Annotated in this window: 15 protein-coding genes; 14 read left to right on the top strand and 1 reads right to left on the bottom strand. The window is 66.3% G+C overall.

The genetic code is table 11. The features are described 5' to 3' along the window. Positions 1-75: 75 nt before the first annotated feature. The 5 genes from BJ970_RS31265 (at position 76) to BJ970_RS31245 (ending at position 4918) form a co-directional block, all read left to right on the top strand. Positions 76-1218, top strand: coding sequence for an aromatic ring-hydroxylating dioxygenase subunit alpha (locus tag BJ970_RS31265; RefSeq protein WP_184730913.1), 1143 nt, complete (start codon positions 76-78; stop codon positions 1216-1218). Positions 1219-1273: 55 nt separating this feature from the next. Continuing rightward, positions 1274-2494, top strand: a complete 1221-nt coding sequence (locus tag BJ970_RS31260) for an acyl-CoA dehydrogenase family protein (RefSeq protein ID WP_184730911.1) — start codon at positions 1274-1276, stop codon at positions 2492-2494. A 65-nt stretch (positions 2495-2559) separates the two neighbouring features. Beyond that, on the top strand, positions 2560-3717 hold the full coding sequence (locus BJ970_RS31255; RefSeq protein ID WP_184730909.1) for an acyltransferase family protein: 1158 nt from the start codon (positions 2560-2562) through the stop codon (positions 3715-3717). A 92-nt stretch (positions 3718-3809) separates the two neighbouring features. After that, entirely contained in the window at positions 3810-4562 is a 753-nt protein-coding gene (locus tag BJ970_RS31250) for a thioesterase II family protein (RefSeq protein WP_184730907.1), read from the top strand. 35 nt (positions 4563-4597) lie between these two features. Next, complete coding sequence (locus BJ970_RS31245) at positions 4598-4918, top strand: O-linked N-acetylglucosamine transferase (RefSeq protein ID WP_184730905.1); 321 nt, start codon at positions 4598-4600, stop codon at positions 4916-4918. Between the two features lie 98 nt (positions 4919-5016). Here BJ970_RS31245 and BJ970_RS31240 read toward each other — a convergent pair whose 3' ends face one another. Further along, positions 5017-6399 carry a hypothetical protein gene (locus tag BJ970_RS31240; RefSeq protein ID WP_184730903.1) on the bottom strand — a complete coding sequence of 461 codons (1383 nt, stop codon included), beginning with the start codon at positions 6397-6399 and terminating at the stop codon, positions 5017-5019. 1016 nt (positions 6400-7415) lie between these two features. On the opposite strand from BJ970_RS31240, the gene BJ970_RS31235 reads away from it, so the two are divergent. The 9 genes from BJ970_RS31235 (at position 7416) to BJ970_RS31195 (ending at position 18519) form a co-directional block, all read left to right on the top strand. Next, positions 7416-8795, top strand: a complete 1380-nt coding sequence (locus BJ970_RS31235; protein ID WP_184730901.1) for an MFS transporter — start codon at positions 7416-7418, stop codon at positions 8793-8795. Next, positions 8792-9568: an SDR family NAD(P)-dependent oxidoreductase gene (locus tag BJ970_RS31230; protein ID WP_184730899.1), complete on the top strand. Its 777-nt coding sequence runs from the start codon at positions 8792-8794 to the stop codon at positions 9566-9568. Before BJ970_RS31235 ends, BJ970_RS31230 begins: the two co-directional genes overlap by 4 nt. Continuing rightward, positions 9569-10984: an aldehyde dehydrogenase family protein gene (locus BJ970_RS31225; RefSeq protein ID WP_312864563.1), complete on the top strand. Its 1416-nt coding sequence runs from the start codon at positions 9569-9571 to the stop codon at positions 10982-10984. It begins immediately after the preceding gene. A gap of 188 nt (positions 10985-11172) precedes the next feature. Continuing rightward, positions 11173-12606, top strand: a complete 1434-nt coding sequence (locus BJ970_RS31220; protein ID WP_184730896.1) for a sodium:solute symporter family protein — start codon at positions 11173-11175, stop codon at positions 12604-12606. Next, positions 12606-14246, top strand: a complete 1641-nt coding sequence (locus BJ970_RS31215; RefSeq protein ID WP_184730894.1) for a thiamine pyrophosphate-dependent enzyme — start codon at positions 12606-12608, stop codon at positions 14244-14246. Before BJ970_RS31220 ends, BJ970_RS31215 begins: the two co-directional genes overlap by 1 nt. Continuing rightward, positions 14243-15493 (top strand): alpha-hydroxy acid oxidase, encoded by a 1251-nt coding sequence (locus BJ970_RS31210; RefSeq protein WP_221468326.1) that lies wholly within the window; start codon positions 14243-14245, stop codon positions 15491-15493. The genes BJ970_RS31215 and BJ970_RS31210 overlap by 4 nt, the downstream gene beginning before the upstream one ends. Positions 15494-15502: 9 nt before the next feature. Continuing rightward, positions 15503-16903, top strand: a complete 1401-nt coding sequence (locus BJ970_RS31205; protein ID WP_184730892.1) for a UbiD family decarboxylase — start codon at positions 15503-15505, stop codon at positions 16901-16903. 34 nt (positions 16904-16937) lie between these two features. Next, positions 16938-17891, top strand: a complete 954-nt coding sequence (locus BJ970_RS31200; RefSeq protein WP_312864629.1) for a LysR family transcriptional regulator — start codon at positions 16938-16940, stop codon at positions 17889-17891. Further along, entirely contained in the window at positions 17878-18519 is a 642-nt protein-coding gene (locus tag BJ970_RS31195) for a UbiX family flavin prenyltransferase (RefSeq protein ID WP_184730887.1), read from the top strand. The genes BJ970_RS31200 and BJ970_RS31195 overlap by 14 nt, the downstream gene beginning before the upstream one ends. Positions 18520-18546: the final 27 nt, after the last annotated feature.

The raw sequence follows: 18546 nt of genomic DNA, 5'->3' as shown, positions 1-18546 counted from the left end.
GAGCCCGCCGGCCTGGGATTGCTCGGGTCGGCAGGCTAGGAAGCCCCTTCAGGCAAAGGAAGGGAACCGCCCGACATGTTACTCAACTTCTGGTATGCGCTGGCCTTTTCGGACCGGGTCTCGCGCTCGCCGCTGCGGGTCCAAGCACTTGACCAGCAGATCGTGCTGTACCGCGCACAGGATGGTGCGGCGGTGGCGATGAGCGACCTGTGCGTCCATCGCGGCGGTGCGCTGTCGCTGGGACGGGTCGAGGGCGATTCCATCGTGTGCCCGTTCCACGGCTGGACGTACGGGCGGGACGGGGTCTGCACGCGCATACCGGCGCAGGCCGACGCGAGAATCCCGGCGAAGGCGAAGGTGGACTCCTATCCTGTCCAGGAACGTTACGGACTGGTCTGGGTTTTCCTCGGTGACCTACCCGAAGACCAGCGACCGCCCCTGCCGAACTGGCCCGAATGCGAGGATCCGAAGTACCGGAGCATCCGTGGCGAGTACCGCTGGCAAGCCAACTATGACCGGGTCGTGGAATCCAGCATCGACTTCGCGCACATTCCGTTCGTGCACGGTGCGTCACTCAAGGAAAGCATCGACGCCAAGGTGTCCGATGTGGAGCTGACGGAGTGGAGCGGCGAGGCGGATGCGTGGCAGGACGGTTACGGGAGATTCTCCTGGCACCTGCCCTGCATGAATCGGGTCGTCGTGCCCTACGGCCGGGAGTCGGACATCGCCGAAGGAAAAGTCCGGCATACCTTGATCATTTTCCAGGCGCACGTTCCGGTATCCGAAGAGGTGACCCATACGAACTGGATCGCACTGCGCAAGCCGGTAGCTCCCGTCGTCGATCGGGTACTGGACTGGGTGTTCCAACGCACGATGAAGAATTTCAGCGACCAGGACGCGCGGATCGTGGAGAACCAGCGCCCGCAGTTGCTGCCATTCGACCTCGCGGACGAGTTGCACATCAGGGCGGACGCGCTCCAGGTCGCATATCGGAGGCGTCGGCGCCAGCTGATCGAACAGGGCTGGCCGATGGTCGATTCGCAGGCTGGGCGCGCCGATTCGGTCAAAGTCATCGGGTCGCCCGCGCGCCGCGCCGATCAACGGTCCAGCAGCTGGGTGCATCGCAGCCAGAACGAGACACCGAATGACCCCTCGACCCAGGAAGAGCGACTGTTCGAGAAGACGTCTGGCCCGCCGAATACAGAACACACGCCGTGAGGCGCGCAGGCGAAGACCGCGAGAACCAACAACGCTGGGTGGTGGAACGGGAGTCATGGGCATCAGCGCGGGACGCACGGCGGCCGAGATGCTCGCACTGGCAAGGCAGCTCGGGCCCCTTCTCGACGGGGAGGCGCGGCAAGGGGAGCTTGAGGCCGCCGTGACGGCAAAAGCGGCCGAGGCGCTGTCCAACGCGGGTTTCCTGCGGATTCAGGTTCCGAAGTCTTTCGGTGGTGACCAACTCGCCTACGTCGCCGTGTTGAAGATTTTCGAGGAACTCGCCCGAGCCGACGGTTCCGTCGCTTGGTTACTGCGAGCCCTCGTTCAGCATGCCGGATTGTTCTCCACGCTGCTTCCGGACAGCGGCGCGAAAGCCCTGTTCGCGGAACCGGCGAAAACGCCGGCCATTGCCGGCATGCCGGCTCCCCTTGGCAAGGCCGAGCGAGTCGAAGGCGGGTACGAATGGGTGGGAAGATACGGATTCGCGTCCGGTTCCACCTGCGCCACCCACTTCACCGCCGGCGCTCTCGTCGTTGAGGGTGGCGAGCCGGTTCTCGCCGACAACGGCGAACCCCTGGCTGTCTGCGCCGTCATCCCGCGCGAGGACGTGCGAGAACTGGGCAACTGGGAGGTCTACGGAATGGAGGCCACCGCCAGCATTGACTACGAGATCGGTCCGCTGTTCGTCAGCGATGACTTCGTCGTACCGCTGACGCCGTTCCCCACCCGGTTGGCGCGTGAAGGATCCCCGTCTTTCAAGCTCGGCCCGAAGATCGCGTTGCCGACCGGTCATTCGGCGATCATGCTCGGTCTGGCCCAGCGAGCGCTGGAAGAAGTCGCGCTCCTCGCGCCGTCCCGCAGACGTCTCGGCATGCCCTCCGCGCTGTCCGACCAATCACTGTTCCGACACGACCTCGTGCTCCGCCATGCCGAGCTGACGGCCGTGCGGGAGCTCTTCTACGTCCGCATGACGGACGCCGAAGAGTCCGTGACGGGTGACAAGCCTGGGCCGCTCGACGCGGTACGCAGTGACCGGTGCACGCAGGTGGCCCGCCATCTGCATGATGTCGCCATCCGGTGCGTCAACTTCGCACACGAGTGGGCAGGCTCGTCCGCGCTTCGCCGCGGAACCATCGGCCGCGTCTGGAAAAACGCCAACGCCGCCAACACCCACGCGGTCCTCGACCGCAACAACCTAGTCGACGCGGCGTCCACCATCCTGGAAGAACTCGCGACAGGTGCAAAACACTTCATGCCCGCCACGAAATCCGGATAGGTGGGTCGCGCCGCTGTGTGTTTCACCCCCTTGCTCGCCGACATCGCGATCTGGTAGGAGTATCAATGGATATCGCCCAGCGCGACCTGCCGAGAGATCTGCGGTCCCTCACCGGAATGCGGTTCGTCGCCTCTTTCGTGGTGCTTCTCGTCCATGCCCTGATCATCGCGGCGAACAAGGACCCCAGCCTGTGGAGCCTGACAGCCGTCACGTCACTGCTGGCCCTGCGCGCGGTCGGCTTCTTCTTCGTGCTCAGCGGATTCATCCTGACCTGGACCAGGGCGGGTCAACCAGGGGACACCACGGCCCGGTTCTGGCGTCGACGTCTGGTCCGGGTATACCCGAATCACGTTGCGACCTGGGCGATGATGATACTCATCGGCAGCTACGTCCAGGACGAATTGTCCTCGCCCGGTTCGATCCAGTCGGGACCCGCGATCGCCAACCTGTTTCTCGTGCATGTCTGGGCCCCCGACCCGAAATACATCAACTCGGTGAATATCGTGACGTGGTCGCTGGCCTGCGAGGCGTTCTTCTATCTGGCCTTCCCCTTGCTGTACGCGTTCACGCAACGTCTCACCGGGGAAAGCCTGCGACGCTGGACCCTGCTGACCTTTCTCGTCACTCTGCTGATTCCCTGCCTGGTGCTGCTTGTTCCTGGCGGGCCTCCTTTCAATAGTGCGATACCCGTGCCGGTCGGCCAGGTCTGGCTCGGATATGCCCTCCCGCTGTGCCGGCTTCCCGAGTTCGTTCTGGGGATGCTCGTTGCCCACATCGTGCGTGCGGGCGGGTCGGTCCGCATACGGCCATATCAGGCGGTTGCCCTGCTGGTCGCCGCGACCTTGCTTTCGGGTGTGCTGCCACCGGTTTTTTCCATGGGGCCCTTTCTTGCCGCTCCGTGCGCCGTTCTGATCGGAGTCATGGCCAGCCGTGACGTGCGGCGGGCCCGGTCGGTGATGAGTAGCCGAGTCGTCGTTTATCTCGGTAAGTGCTCGTATGCGCTCTACATGGTGCATTATCCGGTGATCTTGTTCTGCTACCATGCCGCAATCGCGCCCGGGAAACCGCTGGACAATCTGCCGGGCGGCGTGGTCGTCATGTTCGTGCTCGTTCCGGTGTCCGTGCTCGCTTCCATCGTGCTCTACCACATCGTGGAGCTTCCTTTCATGCGCTGGTTCGCGAACCCGGCTGCTCCACGGGTATCGGGGGCGGCGGCAGGGTAGTCCCCCAGACCGTGCCGTTCAGGGTCGGATGTTCGTGGTACGACGAGACCAAGTGATATTCGTGAGCTTGCCCGCTCCGCAGTGAGGTGATCATGGTCAGTGATGAGAACAGTGTGTGGACGCAGCGTTTCCGGTCGGCGTCCGGGGCCACCAGTCGCCTGGTGTGCTTTCCGCACGCCGGCGGCAGCGCGAGTTTCTTCTTCCCCCTGTCCAAGGTGATGCCGCCCAGCATCGATCTGCTCGCGGTCCAGTATCCGGGTCGACAGGATCGCCGCTTCGAAAAACCAGTCGACGACATCGCGGTGCTGGCGGATCGGATCGCCGTGGCGCTGGAGGCGGATCGGGACGATCTTCCGATGGTCTTCTTCGGGCACAGCATGGGCGCCACGGTCGCCTTCGAAGTCGCGAGACGACTCGAAGCTCGCGGGATCACGCTCGCCGATCTGGTCGTCTCGGGCCGCCGCGGCCCCACGGCCCAACGCCAGGAGTGGGTGCACAAGCTCGGTAACACGGCGCTCGTGGAGCACGTGCGTTCGCTGGACGGCACCAAGGCCGGGGTCCTGGACGATCCCGAGATCGTGCGCATGGTCCTCCCGGTCATCCGCAACGACTACAAGGCCGCGGAAACCTACCGTTACCAGCCGGGCCCCGATGTGAGCTGCCCGATCACCGCGTTGCTCGGCGACCACGACCCGCAGGTCACGGTGGACGAGGCCAAGGAATGGGCGGCCCACACCAAGGCCGGGTTCGACCTCCACGTTTTCGAGGGCGGGCACTTCTACCTGAACGACCACTGGCCCGAGGTCATCGAGTGCCTCCGCGAGCGCACTGCCTCGGCCTCATGAATGTAGGGCTCCGCTGATGGAAAGCGAGGACGGCTGTGGACTCGAACCATGCATCACTCCAGGCTGCTACGCCGACCTCCCCGCAGGTCGCCGCTTCGGATGTGCGCCGCGAGATCCGTCGGCTGATCGACGCGTTCGTCGTCGCGCAAAGACCGCCTGACCCGCTTGCCGAAGCCGGCGTTGCATGTCTGGAGGCCGCCGACTGCATCAGCGGTGTCCTCGCCGAGCGGCGGCAGTCCGGCGAAACCGTTGCGGACGAGGCATTCCAGGAGGCATTGCGCGCGGTCCGGGCCGCGACGCTGGCGATCCGTTTCGCGCTGACAGCCGAAGTCGATCGCCGTCGATCCGCTGAGTGACCGCCGTTTTCGCGCGAAAACGCCAACCCCGCCCTGGCCCGTGCGGGCCAGGGCGGCCAACGTCCCGGCGGTCGATGTCGCAGCTCTTCTCGTCGCCGCTATTGGTCCTGGTGCGCGATGAGGTGCTGGAGTTTCTCGTAGGACGAATCCTCGCAGGGGCAGAGGAGTTCGATGTCGACCAGCAGTTCCTTCCCGGCTAGAACGACATGCTTTGGGTCAGGGTTGTGGAGGAAGATCGTCCCGCCCTTCTGTTCGATTTTACCCCAGAAGGTCTTGGCCCAGTCTGGGTCCGGGATGACGCGTTCCGGCGCGTCGAAACTTATGGTCCACAGATGCACATCCGTGTCTTTGGCGTGCAAGGTCAGACGGAAGGAATAGATGCGCGGTGGTTCGGGCGCCTTCTTTTGCCAGTGGCCTCGTAACGCCTGATCCACCTTCAGGTTGTGGTCCACGACCAGGAAATTGACGACGGCAGGGACGGACTCGTCGTTGCCCTTATGGGCCACGGCCTGGACGCTGGCCTTTCCGAGGGGCCAGTCCGTGCTGGGGGTGAACGTCCAGTCGTGACCGACGAGGTTGGCATCGCCCAGTTCACTGCCGGACCCCGAGAGCATGACGACCTTGTCGGCATCGTCCACAGTGCCCTTGATCACCTGACGCGGGGTGACCTCGGCTCCGTTCGTTGGTTCTGTGATGACCGGGGACTTGACCGGTGGCTTGAGCGCATGCTCGACGAAGAGGAGTTCTCCCTCGTCTTCATTGGTGACGTAGGCGTTCTGGCTGCCGTCGGATGCCATTCCGTGCGTGCGGCCGAGTCCCGCGGCGACCTGTTCCTTGTCTCCGGTCTTCAGATCGACATGCCAGAGAACCCCGGTGTCCGCGTCAGGGGCGTAGAGCGAACCGGCATTGTCGAGGGCGAAGTCGAACAGCTTGTTGAATCCGGTTGCGAGATCGGAGTACGTACCGTCCGTCAGTTTGACCCGCGTGATGGTCGTGTAGTCGCGTACCACGTACGCGTATCCGTCATCTCCGACCGTCACGCTGTGGTACTTGCCAGCAGGAAGCGAGTATTGGTGGATGAGATCGCCGTTAGTCTTGAGCGCGTACAGGGTGTTGCTCCTCCAGGTCAGGACGTAGATGGTGTCCTTCGCCGAGTTCAGTGCGACGCCGAGCGGTTCCTGCATCGTCGGGCCGATCGACACTTTCGTACCCTTGGAAAGATCGACCTTGTACAAAGCGCCGGTGTTTGGGGTGTCATCCGGCGTGAAGGCGGTTGTTTGATCATAAAGAGCGATCGTGTGGATGTCACCCATCCCTGATCCTACGACAGGTGTCTTCGTCCCATCTTTGAGCGACACCTTGGTCAGGGAATCTTGCGTGCACACATAGGCTACGTTCGCTTTGCTGTCGATGACTAGCCCGTAAGGGCGGTCGAGGCCGGTGGCGACAACTTTGGGCGTTGCCTTGGCAAATGTAGTCACAGCGTCCTCCAATCACAGGAATCCGATCTTTCCCAGTTGCAGAGCGCCGATCTTCGAGAAGCATCCACCCGGTGTCGGAAGAAGCCGCCCGAGTCTCAGCACGTCGTCGCGCCTGAATACTTGCGCCAGGTGACGCGTAGTAACGGCATAGATATCGACTGCGAGCGCAATATCGGTTCCAGGCTTGATGATCCGACCGAGATTGCGCGGCCCCTCGCTCAGTCTTGGCTAGGCTCGGCCGCAGGAATATGCCATGAGTGTGGAGTTTTCCAGGCGGGGGGACCGAATTCGCGGTCAACAGCCCCGCAACGCCAACGTAGGCTCGGTACGCAGCCCGTGCAAATCGAGGATGGATGCTTCAGCGACAAGCTCGCCACCAACGGTTGGTGGCGCCGATGGCAACCTGCAAAAGTCCCCAAAATTGGCCGATAGATCTGGTCGAGTTCACGAGCCGGGCGGGGGAGTGAATCGTTCCCAGAGGCGGTGTGGCGGGCTGATCGCGGGTAGGTCGGCGTAGTGCAAGACGGACCGCCCGGCCAGGAAGCGAGTGATGGGGCTGCGGTACCGGGCCGGGCGCGGTATCGAGGTTTGCGTTTTCGCGGGGTAACCGGGGCACTACGGTGGGTTTCGTGCCCGAGGTGATCCTGTACCCCGACGAAGGTTCCCGGACGAGGCTAGTGGGCGGCGGCTGTTGTTCCCGATCCTGCCCTGAATGTGGAAATCCCGTCGCGGTGCGGTGCCGCGCATCGCGATCATCCCGAGCGCGACGTGCGAGGTCGTCGAGGTCGAACCGTTGACACGCCCCGGCGCCTACCGTACGGTTTCGACCGTCCGAAACGGATGGTCCCTAACGGATGATTTCTTCCACGCCATTGCTGCTGCGGAAGGACGGGAATGGATCTCGGGACAGTTCTGGTCTTGGTTGCCGAGCGCCCCGGCACGCCCCGAACCAACACGCGGGGGCGCGACCACAACGAAATGATCTCTCGGCACTCCAACGTTGAAGGCGACGAGCGATGAGCAGTCCGTTTACTACACCTGTTTCCAAGTCACCTTCGGCCCGGTCGGCGCGGGCCGCGGCCTTCGCCTCCGTCGCGGGGTGGTCGTTCGATCTTTTCGACCTGTTCCTGCTGCTGTACGTGGCCGGCCCGGTCGGCAAGATGATCTTCCCGGCGACCAGCCCGACGTTGAGCATCGCGGCGGTTTTCGGGTCGTTCGCGGTCAGCATCGTCATGCGGCCGGCGGGTGCGGCGATCTTCGGTGAACTCGCGGACCGCAAGGGACGCAAGAACATCATGGTGTTCGTGATGGCCGGGGTCGGCATCTCCACCGCCGCGATGGGCCTGGTCCCCACTTATGCCGCGATCGGTGCGGCATCGCCCATTATCTTCCTGGCTCTCCGGATCATTCAGGGCTTGTTCGTCGGCGGCGTCACCGCGACGACGCACACGCTGGGCACCGAGAGCATCGGGGCTCGCTGGCGCGGCCTGATGAGCGGGTTGATCGGTGGTGGGGGCGCTGGTATCGGTGCGGCGCTGGCCAGTCTCGACTACATCGTCATCAACCGGTTCTTCCCCGGCGCCGCGTTCGGCGAGTGGGGCTGGCGGGTGCTGTTCTTCACCGGCCTGCTGGGCGCGGCGCTGAGCCTGTTCGTGCTGCGCAACGTCGAGGAATCGCCGATGTGGCAGTCCGGCGGGAGCGCCGGATCGGCCAAGCGCGTGCCGTTCCGCGAGCTGATCGCGGGGCCGCGGCGGAAAGTCTTCGCGATCAACGTCGCGGTCGCGGCGGGCGCCGGAGCGCAGTACTACCTGACGTCGGGCTTCATGCCTACGCTGCTCGGCGAGGTCGTGCCCGTCGAACCGGCCGCGCGTGGCGCGATCCTGTTGGCGTCGAGCCTGATCGTGGTCATCGCGGCCGTCGCCGCGGGGGAACTCAGCGAACACATCGGGCGGCGCCGCACCATGCTGGCGATCGGCTGTCTCAACGTGATCGCGTTGCCGGCGGTGTTGTGGGCGATCGCAGCTACCGGCGCGGATGGCGTGTCGCTGATCGCGTTGCTGTGCATGCTTTTGGCCTTCCTCGCAAACGCGGCGTACGCACCGGTGATGATCTTCCTCAACGAGCGGTACCCGACCGCGCTGCGTTCCCGGGGCACGGCCGTGTGCTGGAACGTGGGTTTCATGCTCGGCGGGCTCACGCCGACCTTCGTCAACCTGCTCAGCCCAGAGCTGAGCGACGTCCCATCCCGGCTGATGGTGTTCCTCGTCGTGGCTTGCCTCGTGTTCGTCGTCGCCGCGCTGGCGAGCCCGGAAACGCGCGGCGCGTTGGACCGACGGGATTGCGCTGCCGCGCCCGTGCCCACGGACCGGACGACCACTGTGGAGGCTGACGGATGAACACCGCAGCGCTGAACGCGAAGACGGTCCTGCTGACCGGAGCGGCCGGTGACATCGGGGCCGCCTACACGACCGCGTTCGCCGCGCTGGGTGCCCACGTCATCGCGGCGGACCTGCCGCGGTTCACCGACACCGGAACCCGCTTGGCGGAGCAGGCCACCTCGGCAGGACCCGGCAGCGCCGTGTTCGTCCCGTGCGACATCACTTCCGACGACGATCTCCACGCCGCCGTCGAACTGGGCACCGAACGGTTCGGTGGGGTCGATGTGCTGGTCAACAACGCGGCTATCTACCAGGGACTCGGCGCGAAGCGCGGCCTTTCGGAGCTGACCAATGACGACTGGGACACCGTGCTCAGGGTCAACGTTCGCGGCTCGTGGCAAGCGATTCGCGCCGTCGTGCCGGTGATGCGGGAGCGCGGCGGCGGTCGCATCGTCAACATCGCCTCCGTGGTGTCAAGGACCGGCGCGGCCGGGTTCGCGCACTACGTCGCCTCGAAGGCCGCCGTCGAGGGACTGACCCGGGCGGCGGCGCGTGAGCTCGGCCAGGTGGGCATCACCGTCAATGCCGTCTCGCCGGGCCTCGTCGACGACGCGGCGACCCGCGCGATCAACGACGAGACCTACGTCGCGCAGATGGCCCGGACGCGCAGCCTGCCGCGAAGCATGTGCCCGGAGGACCTGGTCGGTGCCGTGTTGTGGCTGAGCGGTCCGGAAAGTGCGTTCATCACCGGCCAGACGCTGGTCGTCGACGGTGGCGGCGTGTTCGTCTGAATGTCTCTTCGGAAGGCAACGATGCTGACAGCAGAACCTGGACTTTCACTGCCCGTTGATCCAAGCACCTTGCGGCAGTTGGAGCCGGTACCGCCGGCGACCCCTGCCGAGATCGAGGCCGCCGTGGGCGCGGCGACCGCGGCGATGGCGGGTTCCTGGCCTCGGGATCACCGCCGCCGCGCGGAGGTTCTGCACACCTGGGCCCAGCTGCTGCAAGACCACGCCACCGAACTCGCCGCCGACCTGGTCCGGGAGACCGGGAAGCCGATCGGTGAAGCGCGAATCGAGGTGGCCGGGGCGGTCGATGCACTGCGGTTCAACGCCGGCCTCGCGCGGCTGCCGCTTGGCCGCGCGGGAAGCCTGCCGGACGGTTCCGAGGCCCACCTGGTCCGCGAGCCCGTGGGGCCGACCGTGTTCATCACGCCGTGGAATTGGCCGGTGCTGCTGCTCCTGCGCGACATCGCGCCGGCCTTCGCCGCAGGGGTGACCGCGTTGGTCAAGCCCGCGCCGCAGACCGTGCACGTCACCCGGCGGATCATCGAGATCGGTCACCAGGCAGGCGTGCCACGCGACGTGCTGCACGTTCTGCCCGGAGGCGTGGAGGTGGGCTCCGCACTGGTGCGGCATCCGGACACAAGAGCGGTCGCGATCACCGGGTCCACGACGGCCGGGCAGGCCGTGATGCGTGACGCGTCCGAGACCATGACCCGGCCGCTGCTGGAACTCGGCGGCAAGGCGACCCTGGTCGTGCTCGCCGACGGCGATCTGCGTGCCGCGGTCGAGACCGCCGCGCGGGCAGCGGTGATCACGAGCGGCCAAATGTGCATGGCATGCACCAGGATTCTGGTCCACGCCGACCACGCTGCCGAAGCGGAGGACATGCTGCGATCGCTGCTCGGGGCCACCCACCCCGGCGATCCGCGTTCGGCCGACACCAGGCTCGGACCGTTGATCTCCGAGGCCGCCATGAACAAGGTGGGCGCGATGGTGGATCGAGCGCGCGCGGACGGCCGGGTGGTCATCGGCGGCGAGCAGGTGCGCCCGGACGCGCTCCCGGGCCACTTCCTCACTCCCGCGCTGGTCGCCGACCTCGACGTGACGTCTCCGGTGATTCAGGAGGACATCTTCGGTCCGGTGCTGTCGCTGGAAGTCGTCGGCGACGACGCGGAGGCCGTCGCGCGGGCCAACGCCACCCCGTTCGGGCTGGCCGCGTCGGTCTGGAGCCGGGATCTCTCGCGTGGGTTCGCGGTCGCAAGATCCCTGCAGGCCGGCACGGTGTGGATCAACGGCTACAACCATTCCTACGCGGAAATGCCATCCGGCGGTGTGCGCATGTCCGGCCTTGGCCGGACGCGGGGAGTGGAAGGCGTTGAACAATTTACCGAACTAAAGCACGTCCATTTTTCGCTGCGTTGAATTCGCATCCGGAGTGCTTGGCGTTTTCGCTGTTCAACCGGCTTTTGGGGCATTCTGTCCGGTGTTATCAGGGTTCGCTATGGCTCTCATTGTGAACTGGTTCTGGACAGCTGACCGGCCGAAACATAGTTTGAGCGTGGCGCAATTCACCTGAGACGTGTCGCAGCGAGGCGACGCAGGAGGCTCCGATGGAATCAGCGTGGCTGATCGTGCTCATAGTAGCGGCATACATCGCGATACTTGCGGTGATCAGTTTTCTGGCGGGCCGTTCATCCCGAACATCGAACGGTTTCACCAGTGGCGGCAAGGTATTTCCGGCGATTCTCATCGGATTCCTGCTCGCCTCGGAGTTCATCGGCACGACGGCCAGTATCGGCACGGCGCAGGAGGCGTATTCGGTCGGTATTTCGGCGGCCTGGAACATCGTCTCGCTCGGGGTCGGCTTCATCCTCTTCGCCTTCCTGGCGGCGCGCCGCTACAGCGCACTCGGTGAGAACACGATCTCCGGTGCGCTCGCCCGCACCTACGGATCCAGGGTCCGCACCGCCACCTCGGTGATCATGGTGTGCGCCCTGCTGATCGTGGCGGTCTCGGTCTACGCCAGCGGCGGCGCCGTCCTGGCCAGCCTGCTCGACATCAACCGTTACTGGGCGATCGTCCTGGTCGGGGTCCTGGCCACCATTTACGTCAGCATCGGCGGGATGCGGTCGGTCGTCTACACGAACTTCGTGCACGCCGTGATCAAAATGGTCGGCATCATCATCGTGGCGGTGATCGGCTACCAGCGGGTTGGTGGCATGGACAAGCTGCGTGCCGCCGTGCCGCCCGAGATGTTCGCCTGGCACGGCGTCGGCTGGAGCCAGATCATGGCGTGGATGATCGCCGGCGTCGGCGCGATCTTCGCGACCCAGTACGTCGTGCAGGCGGTCACGACCGTCGGTGACGACCAGAAGGCACGGCGAGCGGGTTTCTATTCCGCGCTGATCCTGGTGCCCTACGGCATCCTCGCGGCCTTCATCGGCATGTGCAGTTCGGTGCTCTACCCACACATCAAGAGCATTCAGGCGTTGCCCGCGTTCGTCGTCGACATCGATCCGCTGCTCGCCGGTGTCGTCGTCGCGGGCCTGTGCGGCGCGATGTTCGGCACCATCGCGGCCTTGACCATCGGCTCTTCTACCTTGCTGCTCAAGGACTTTTACCAGCCGTACTTCAACCGCGAAGGTAACGACCGCAAGAATGTGGTGTTCCTCCGGCTGGCCACGTTGATCAGCGGCCTGATCCCGATCTCGCTGGCGCTGTTCGCCTCGGACGTGCTGACCGTGACGTTCCTGGCGAAGTCGTTGCGTGCGGCCCTGGCCGTCCTGGTGCTGCTGATGTTCTACGCGCCCCGCTACGGCACCAAGAGTGGTGCCTTCTGGACGATCATCCTGGCGTTGCCGGCGACCATCGGCTGGTTCCTGGCGGGCAACCCCTTCGGGATCGACAACGCCTACATCGCGGTCGCGACCCCACTGGTCGTCATGACCCTGAGCCACTTCTTCGGCAAGCGGCGCACATCCGATGAAGCGCGCGATGCACCCACGATTGCGCGGCCGGCCGTGGTGAGCGAGGAGAAAAGCTGATGGGAACCACCGTTGCCGCCAACCTCGTCGGCACCCTGCGCGAACACGGCGTTCGCCGAGTGTTCGGGGTGCCTTCGGAGAGCTTTACGACGTTCATGGACGCCATGCTCGACGACCCCGGACTCGAATTCGTCGCGGCGCGCCACGAGGGCGGCGCGGCGTTCATGGCCGAGGCCCACGCCGTGGCCGGTGGTGGTGTCGGCGTCGTCATGGGCGGCCGGGCGGTCGGAGCGGCGAACCTGTCGATCGGGGTGCACACGGCGCGAGAGAATTCGACGCCGCTGCTGGTGCTGGTCGGCCAGATGAACTCGGCGCACCGGGGCCGCGAAGGGTTCCAGGAGACAGATCTGGCCGATTTCCTCGCGCCACTGGCAAAACATGCGGTGGAGGAATCCGATCCGCGGCGGGTCCCGGCGGCCGTGGGGCGGGCGCTGACCATCGCGCGCAGCGGGCGACCTGGTCCGGTCGTCGTGTCGCTGCCGGAAGATGTGTTCGCCGCCGAGGTCGACGCGCCGCCGTGCCGCCCCGCGCCGATCCCGCGCCCCGCACCCGCTCCGGGCGAGGCACAGGCGTTTCACGAAGCGTTCGCCGCCGCGCAACGGCCGCTGATCATCGCCGGAGCGGGCGTGCAGCGCAGTGGCGCCGAGGCAGCGCTGCTGGCGTTCGCCGAGAGGTGGAACGTGCCGGTGATGGCCGCGTGGCGACGCCACGACGCCTTCCCCAACGAACATCCGCTCTACGTCGGCCACCTGCAGATGGGCACGCATCCCGAGTTGGTGGACACGGTGCGGCAGGCCGACATGATCGTGGCGCTGGGCGCGCGGCTCAACGAGATCACCACCCAGGGCTACACCGCGATCTCGCCGTCGCAGCGGATCGTGCAGGTCGACATCGAACCGTCCATGATCGGCAAGACCCATCCGGTCGAACTGGCGATCGTGGCGGATGTGGCGACCGCGCTGGAGACCTTCGCCGGTCCGGAAGCGCCCCGGGCGGCGCAGTGGGCCCGGCGGCGCCGCGCCGTGTACGAGCGGGTGACATCGGTGGAGGTCGATCTTCACGAGGACCGGGTGGACAACCGGCAGATCATCCGAGTATTGCAAGAGAACCTGCGCGACGACGCCGTGTTGACCAACGACGCCGGCAACTTCGCGGGCTGGATGCACACGTTCTTCCGCTTCCGGCGACCACACACCTACGTCGGAGCGGCGTCCGGGGCGATGGGCTATGCGTTGCCCGCCGCCATCGGTGCGGCGCTGGCGCGGCCGGATCAAGTCGTGGTCTCGCTGTCCGGCGACGGCGGTTTCATGATGACCGTCCAGGAACTGGAAACCGCGGTCCGGCTCGGTGTCCCAATCATCTCGCTGGTGTTCAACAACAACATGTACGGCTCGATCCGGATGCACCAGGAACGGCAGTACCCGGCCCGCGAGATCGGCTCCGCACTGGGCAATCCGGACCTCGTCGCGCTCGCGAAGTCCTTCGGCGCCTTCGGCGTGCGCGTCACGGCCGACGCCGAATTCGCGCCGGCCCTGCAGGCCGCGCTCGCCGAATACCGCCCCGCCGTGATCGAGATCCGCACCGATCCGGAGCAGATCTCCGTGTGGCAGACGATCACCCAACTCCGGGAGGGGCGTTGAGCGACCGAGGCCCCTTCGCGCTGAGCTTCCGGCCGCGCGGCGGCGCGGGCGGCTGGGGGCCGGGCAGTCGGGTCGGTCCGGAAGCGCGCCGGAAGCGGTGGATGCCCACGCTGACCGACGTCGAGCGCCGCGCCCGGCGGCGGGTGCCGGGGTTCGCCTTCGACTTCGTCGACGGCGGTACCGGCGAGGACCTGGGCGTCCGGCGCAACCGGGCGGCGCTCGACGGAATCGAGATCCTGCCCCGCTACGGCGAGATCACCCCGCCGAAGACCGAAGTGACGCTGTTCGGCGACACCTACGCCAGCCCCACCGGCATCGCGCCCACCGGCCTGGACGGGCTGGCCTGGCCCGACGCCACCCGCCGGCTGGCGACCACCGCCCGCGCGGCCAACATTCCCTACATCGCGGGAACGTTGGCATCGGCGTCCATCGAAGAGGTCGCACAGTTGTGCCCGGGTCAGGTGTGGTTCCAGCTCTACGGGATGCCACGCGACGAACACCGGGTGACCTTCGACCTGGTGCGCCGTGCCGACGAGGCCGGGGCCAAGGCGCTCGTCGTGGCGGTCGACGCACCAGTGCGGTCAAAGCGGCCCCGGGACCTGCGGCACGGACTGGTGGTGCCGTTCCGGCCCTCGGTGCGCACCGCGTTCCAGGTGGCCACGGCTCCCGCGTGGGCGCTGGAGGCGGCTCGCACCCGCATCCCGGTGTTCGGCAACATCGGTCGTTACCTCGGCGCCGAGCCGACGCTGTCCGAAGTCGCCGGCTTCGTCCAGAACGAGCTGCGCGGCGGGTTCAGCTGGGAAGATATCGCTGCGCTGCGGCAGGCTTGGCCGAGATCGCTTGTGGTGAAAGGCATTCTGCATCCGGCGGATGCGGAGCGGGCCGTCGAGCTGGGTGCGGACGGGGTGTTGGTGTCCAACCACGGTGGTCGGCAGTCCGATGCGGTGCCGCCGGCGGTCGATGTCCTACCGGCCATCGCGCGGCGGGTCGACGGGGCCGCGACGGTGCTGTTCGACAGCGGCATCCGCTCCGGGCTCGACGCGGCACGTGCTCTCGCCCTCGGCGCGGACGGCACGTTCTGCGGGCGGGCGTACCTGCTTGGGCTGGCCGCCGCGGGAGCGTCCGGCTCGGACTACGTCGCGTCGATGCTGTCGGAGGAGTTGAAGACGGCGATGGGGCAGCTCGGCGCGCCCTCCTTGAAGGCATTGCGTGGACTCGATGTCCGGCACCCGACGGCGTGGAACTGAAGGAGAACGATGGGATCTACAGACGCGGCGCTGCCGGTCGGTGCGGACCTCAGGACGTGGCTGGCCCGATTGCAGGCCACCGGGCGGCTTTCGCTGGCGCGGCCGGGTGCCCGGTTGCGCTTCGAAGTCGCCGGTATCGCCAACCGGCTCGATGGCACCAGCGCGTCGCTGTTCCCGAAACCGGACGGGCACCCGGTACCGGTCGTGTCCGGGCTGCTGTCGCAGCGGGCGTGGATGGCCGAGGCCCTGGGCGTCGGCGAGGGCGAACTCGTGGAGCGGTTCCAGGACGCGTGCCGGAATCCGATCCCTACCGTCGAATCCACTGCGGACGCGTCATGTCAAGAGGTGATGCACCACGAGGTGGACCTGGCGGAACTGCTGCCGATACCCACCCACAACGAACACGATCACGGCGCCTACATCACCGCCGGACTGCTGATCGCCAGGCGCCGGGACACCGGCGTGCAGAACGTGTCGATCCATCGCTTGCAGATCAGCGGCCCGAACCGACTGGGCGCACTGCTGCTTCCCCGGCACACCCTCGCGTTCTTCCAGGAGAACGAGGCCGCGGGCGCGGACCTCGACATCGCGATCGTCATCGGCGTCGACCCGCTCACCCTGATGGCGTCGCAGGCCGCGGTGCCGATCGACCACGACGAACTGGAGATCGCCGGCGCCCTGCGCGGCGCCCCGTTGCCGGTGGTCAAGTGCGTGACGAATGACGTGCGCGTCCCGGCCAACGCCGAGATCGTCCTGGAGGGCCGGTTGCTGGCCAGGGTGCGTGAACCGGAGGGCCCGTTCGGCGAATTCCCGCAGTACTACGGCGAACGAGCCGAACGGCACGTCATCGAGCTCTCCGCCGTGACTCATCGGCAATCGCCGCTCTACCACACGATCGTCGGCGGCGGACTGGAACACCTGCTGCTTGGCTGCATCCCACGGGAAGGCTCCTTCCTGTCGCACCTGCGAAGCACCTTCCCGTGCGTGCGGGCCGTGCATCTGCCGCAGGGTGGCGTCTGCCGTTACCACTTGTACGTGCAGGTGCATCGGCCCGCACCGGGCGAGGTCAAGAATGTCATCCTCGGTGCGCTGGGGACGCACTACGACATCAAACACGTGACGGTGGTCGACTCCGACGTCGACGTGTTCGACCCGGCGGAGGTCGAGTGGGCGGTCGCCACCCGGTTCCAGGCCGACCGCGACCTGGTGGTGGTGCCCGGCACGCAGGGTTCCAAACTCGATCCTTCCACCACGGACGGTATCGGGGCGAAGATGGGGCTCGATGCGACCGTCCCGCCCGGGGCGACCGGCATGCGGTTCACCAGAATCCGGGTGCCCGGCGAGACGGACCTCGACATCGAGGAATTGACCGGTCCGGCACCAGTGGACTGGCAGGCAGCGTGCCGGTGAGCCGAGTGGCTCCGGCGCCGACCGAAGGGAGGCCATCGTCGAACTGCGCCAACTGACGTACTTCGTCTGCCTCTACCGCGAGGGCACGATGACCCGCGCCGCGCAGCGGCTCAACATCGTCCAGCCCGCGGTGTCGTCCCAGATCGCCAAGCTGGAAAGCGAGCTCGGCCAGACGCTGTTCGAGCGCGGCCCCAAGGGCATGACACCGACGCAGGCGGGGGAGGAGGCATACCAGCTCTTCGCCCCGCTGCTCGACCAGATCGCCGACGCGCGACAGGCGCTGATGGGCAACCGCGGCCAGATCAGCGGCCAGGTCCGGGTGGGACTCATCGCGTCGGCGACCAACGATGCGCTGTCCAGCACGCTCGCGTACTTCGTCGACCAGCATCCGGAGGTCGAGATCCACGTGACCTCGGGCTTCAGCATGGAACTGGTCAACGCGGTGCGCAGCGGCGCACTGGACTGCGCGGTCATCAACCAGAACTTCAGCCAGGACGATCTGCATTGCCGGGAGATCGTCAACGAGGAACTGATGGTCGCCCTCGGGGCACAGACGCGGCTGCCGACCGAGAACCCCGTGCCGCTCTATGCGCTCAGCGGACTCAAGCTGGTGCTGCCGTCCCGCAGACACGGGCTTCGCATCGTCATCGAGGACGTGCTGCGCGGCCACTCGATCGAACTGCGTCCGCGACTTGAGCTGGACGACCTGTCGGTGATCGAGAACTTCCTGCGGCGTACCGACTGGGTGTCGATCCTGCCCGTGACGCTGGTCCAGCGGGGCGTGGCCGACGGGGGACTGCGCGTTCACTCGCTGGCCGCGCCCGGAATCCACCGCAGGATGATCTGCGTGCGGGATCGGCGTCGACCGATGTCCGCCGCCGAGTTCCTGTTCATCGACGTGCTCAGCCGCAAACTCACCGCGCTGCGCAACGCCGCGATGTCCTATTCGGAAGAGCCTGTCGTGAAGGGCACCAATGTCGAACTATGAGCACAAGCCAAGGCTTGTCGTGGGGATCTCCGGTGCTTCCGGCGTGGTGTACGGCGTCCGGTTGCTGGAGCTATTGCGGGACACGCCAGTGGAGACGCACCTCGTCGTCTCGAAAGCCGCCCGGATGACCTTGGCCTACGAGACGGACTTATCTTTCGCCGCGGTGCAAGCGCTCGCGGATGTCTGCTACCCCAACAACGATGTCGGCGCGGCCATCGCGAGCGGATCGTTGCGCACGATGGGCATGATCGTGGCGCCATGCTCGGTCAAGTCGATGTCCGAGATAGCCTCGGGCACCACCGGTAGCCTGCTGGCCCGGGCGGCCGACGTGGTGCTCAAGGAACGGCGCAAGCTGGTGCTGATGGTGCGGGAAACGCCACTGCATCGCAACCACCTGCGGACCATGACCGAACTCAGCGAACTCGGCGCCGTGATCGCACCACCGGTGCCCGCGTTCTACGCCAAGCCGAAGACGCTGGACGAACTGGTCGACCACACGGTCGGCCGGGTCCTGGACCAGTTCGACATCGACGTGGGCACGGTCCACCGCTGGCGAGACAGCCAGCCGCCATCGCCATTTGCCGACAGCGGACCACAATGGCTCGACGGAGACCGCAACGCGTTATAGCACTCACGAGTACCGGTAGTCACCGGT

Origin of the sequence: Saccharopolyspora phatthalungensis, assembly GCF_014203395.1 — a bacterium.
In the GTDB taxonomy this organism is placed as follows: Bacteria; Actinomycetota; Actinomycetes; order Mycobacteriales; family Pseudonocardiaceae; genus Saccharopolyspora; species Saccharopolyspora phatthalungensis.
This window is presented reverse-complemented; position numbering and strand designations above follow the sequence as displayed.

Excerpts from the sequence above, each read along its gene's own strand:
- BJ970_RS31265 (WP_184730913.1), top strand. The coding sequence starts at position 76 with ATGTTACTCAACTTCTGGTATGCGCTGGCCTTTTCGGACCGGGTCTCG.
- BJ970_RS31260 (WP_184730911.1), top strand. The coding sequence starts at position 1,274 with ATGGGCATCAGCGCGGGACGCACGGCGGCCGAGATGCTCGCACTGGCA.
- BJ970_RS31255 (WP_184730909.1), top strand. The coding sequence starts at position 2,560 with ATGGATATCGCCCAGCGCGACCTGCCGAGAGATCTGCGGTCCCTCACC.
- BJ970_RS31250 (WP_184730907.1), top strand. The coding sequence starts at position 3,810 with ATGGTCAGTGATGAGAACAGTGTGTGGACGCAGCGTTTCCGGTCGGCG.
- BJ970_RS31235 (WP_184730901.1), top strand. The coding sequence starts at position 7,416 with ATGAGCAGTCCGTTTACTACACCTGTTTCCAAGTCACCTTCGGCCCGG.
- BJ970_RS31230 (WP_184730899.1), top strand. The coding sequence starts at position 8,792 with ATGAACACCGCAGCGCTGAACGCGAAGACGGTCCTGCTGACCGGAGCG.
- BJ970_RS31225 (WP_312864563.1), top strand. The coding sequence starts at position 9,569 with ATGTCTCTTCGGAAGGCAACGATGCTGACAGCAGAACCTGGACTTTCA.
- BJ970_RS31220 (WP_184730896.1), top strand. The coding sequence starts at position 11,173 with ATGGAATCAGCGTGGCTGATCGTGCTCATAGTAGCGGCATACATCGCG.
- BJ970_RS31215 (WP_184730894.1), top strand. The coding sequence starts at position 12,606 with ATGGGAACCACCGTTGCCGCCAACCTCGTCGGCACCCTGCGCGAACAC.
- BJ970_RS31205 (WP_184730892.1), top strand. The coding sequence starts at position 15,503 with ATGGGATCTACAGACGCGGCGCTGCCGGTCGGTGCGGACCTCAGGACG.
- BJ970_RS31195 (WP_184730887.1), top strand. The coding sequence starts at position 17,878 with ATGTCGAACTATGAGCACAAGCCAAGGCTTGTCGTGGGGATCTCCGGT.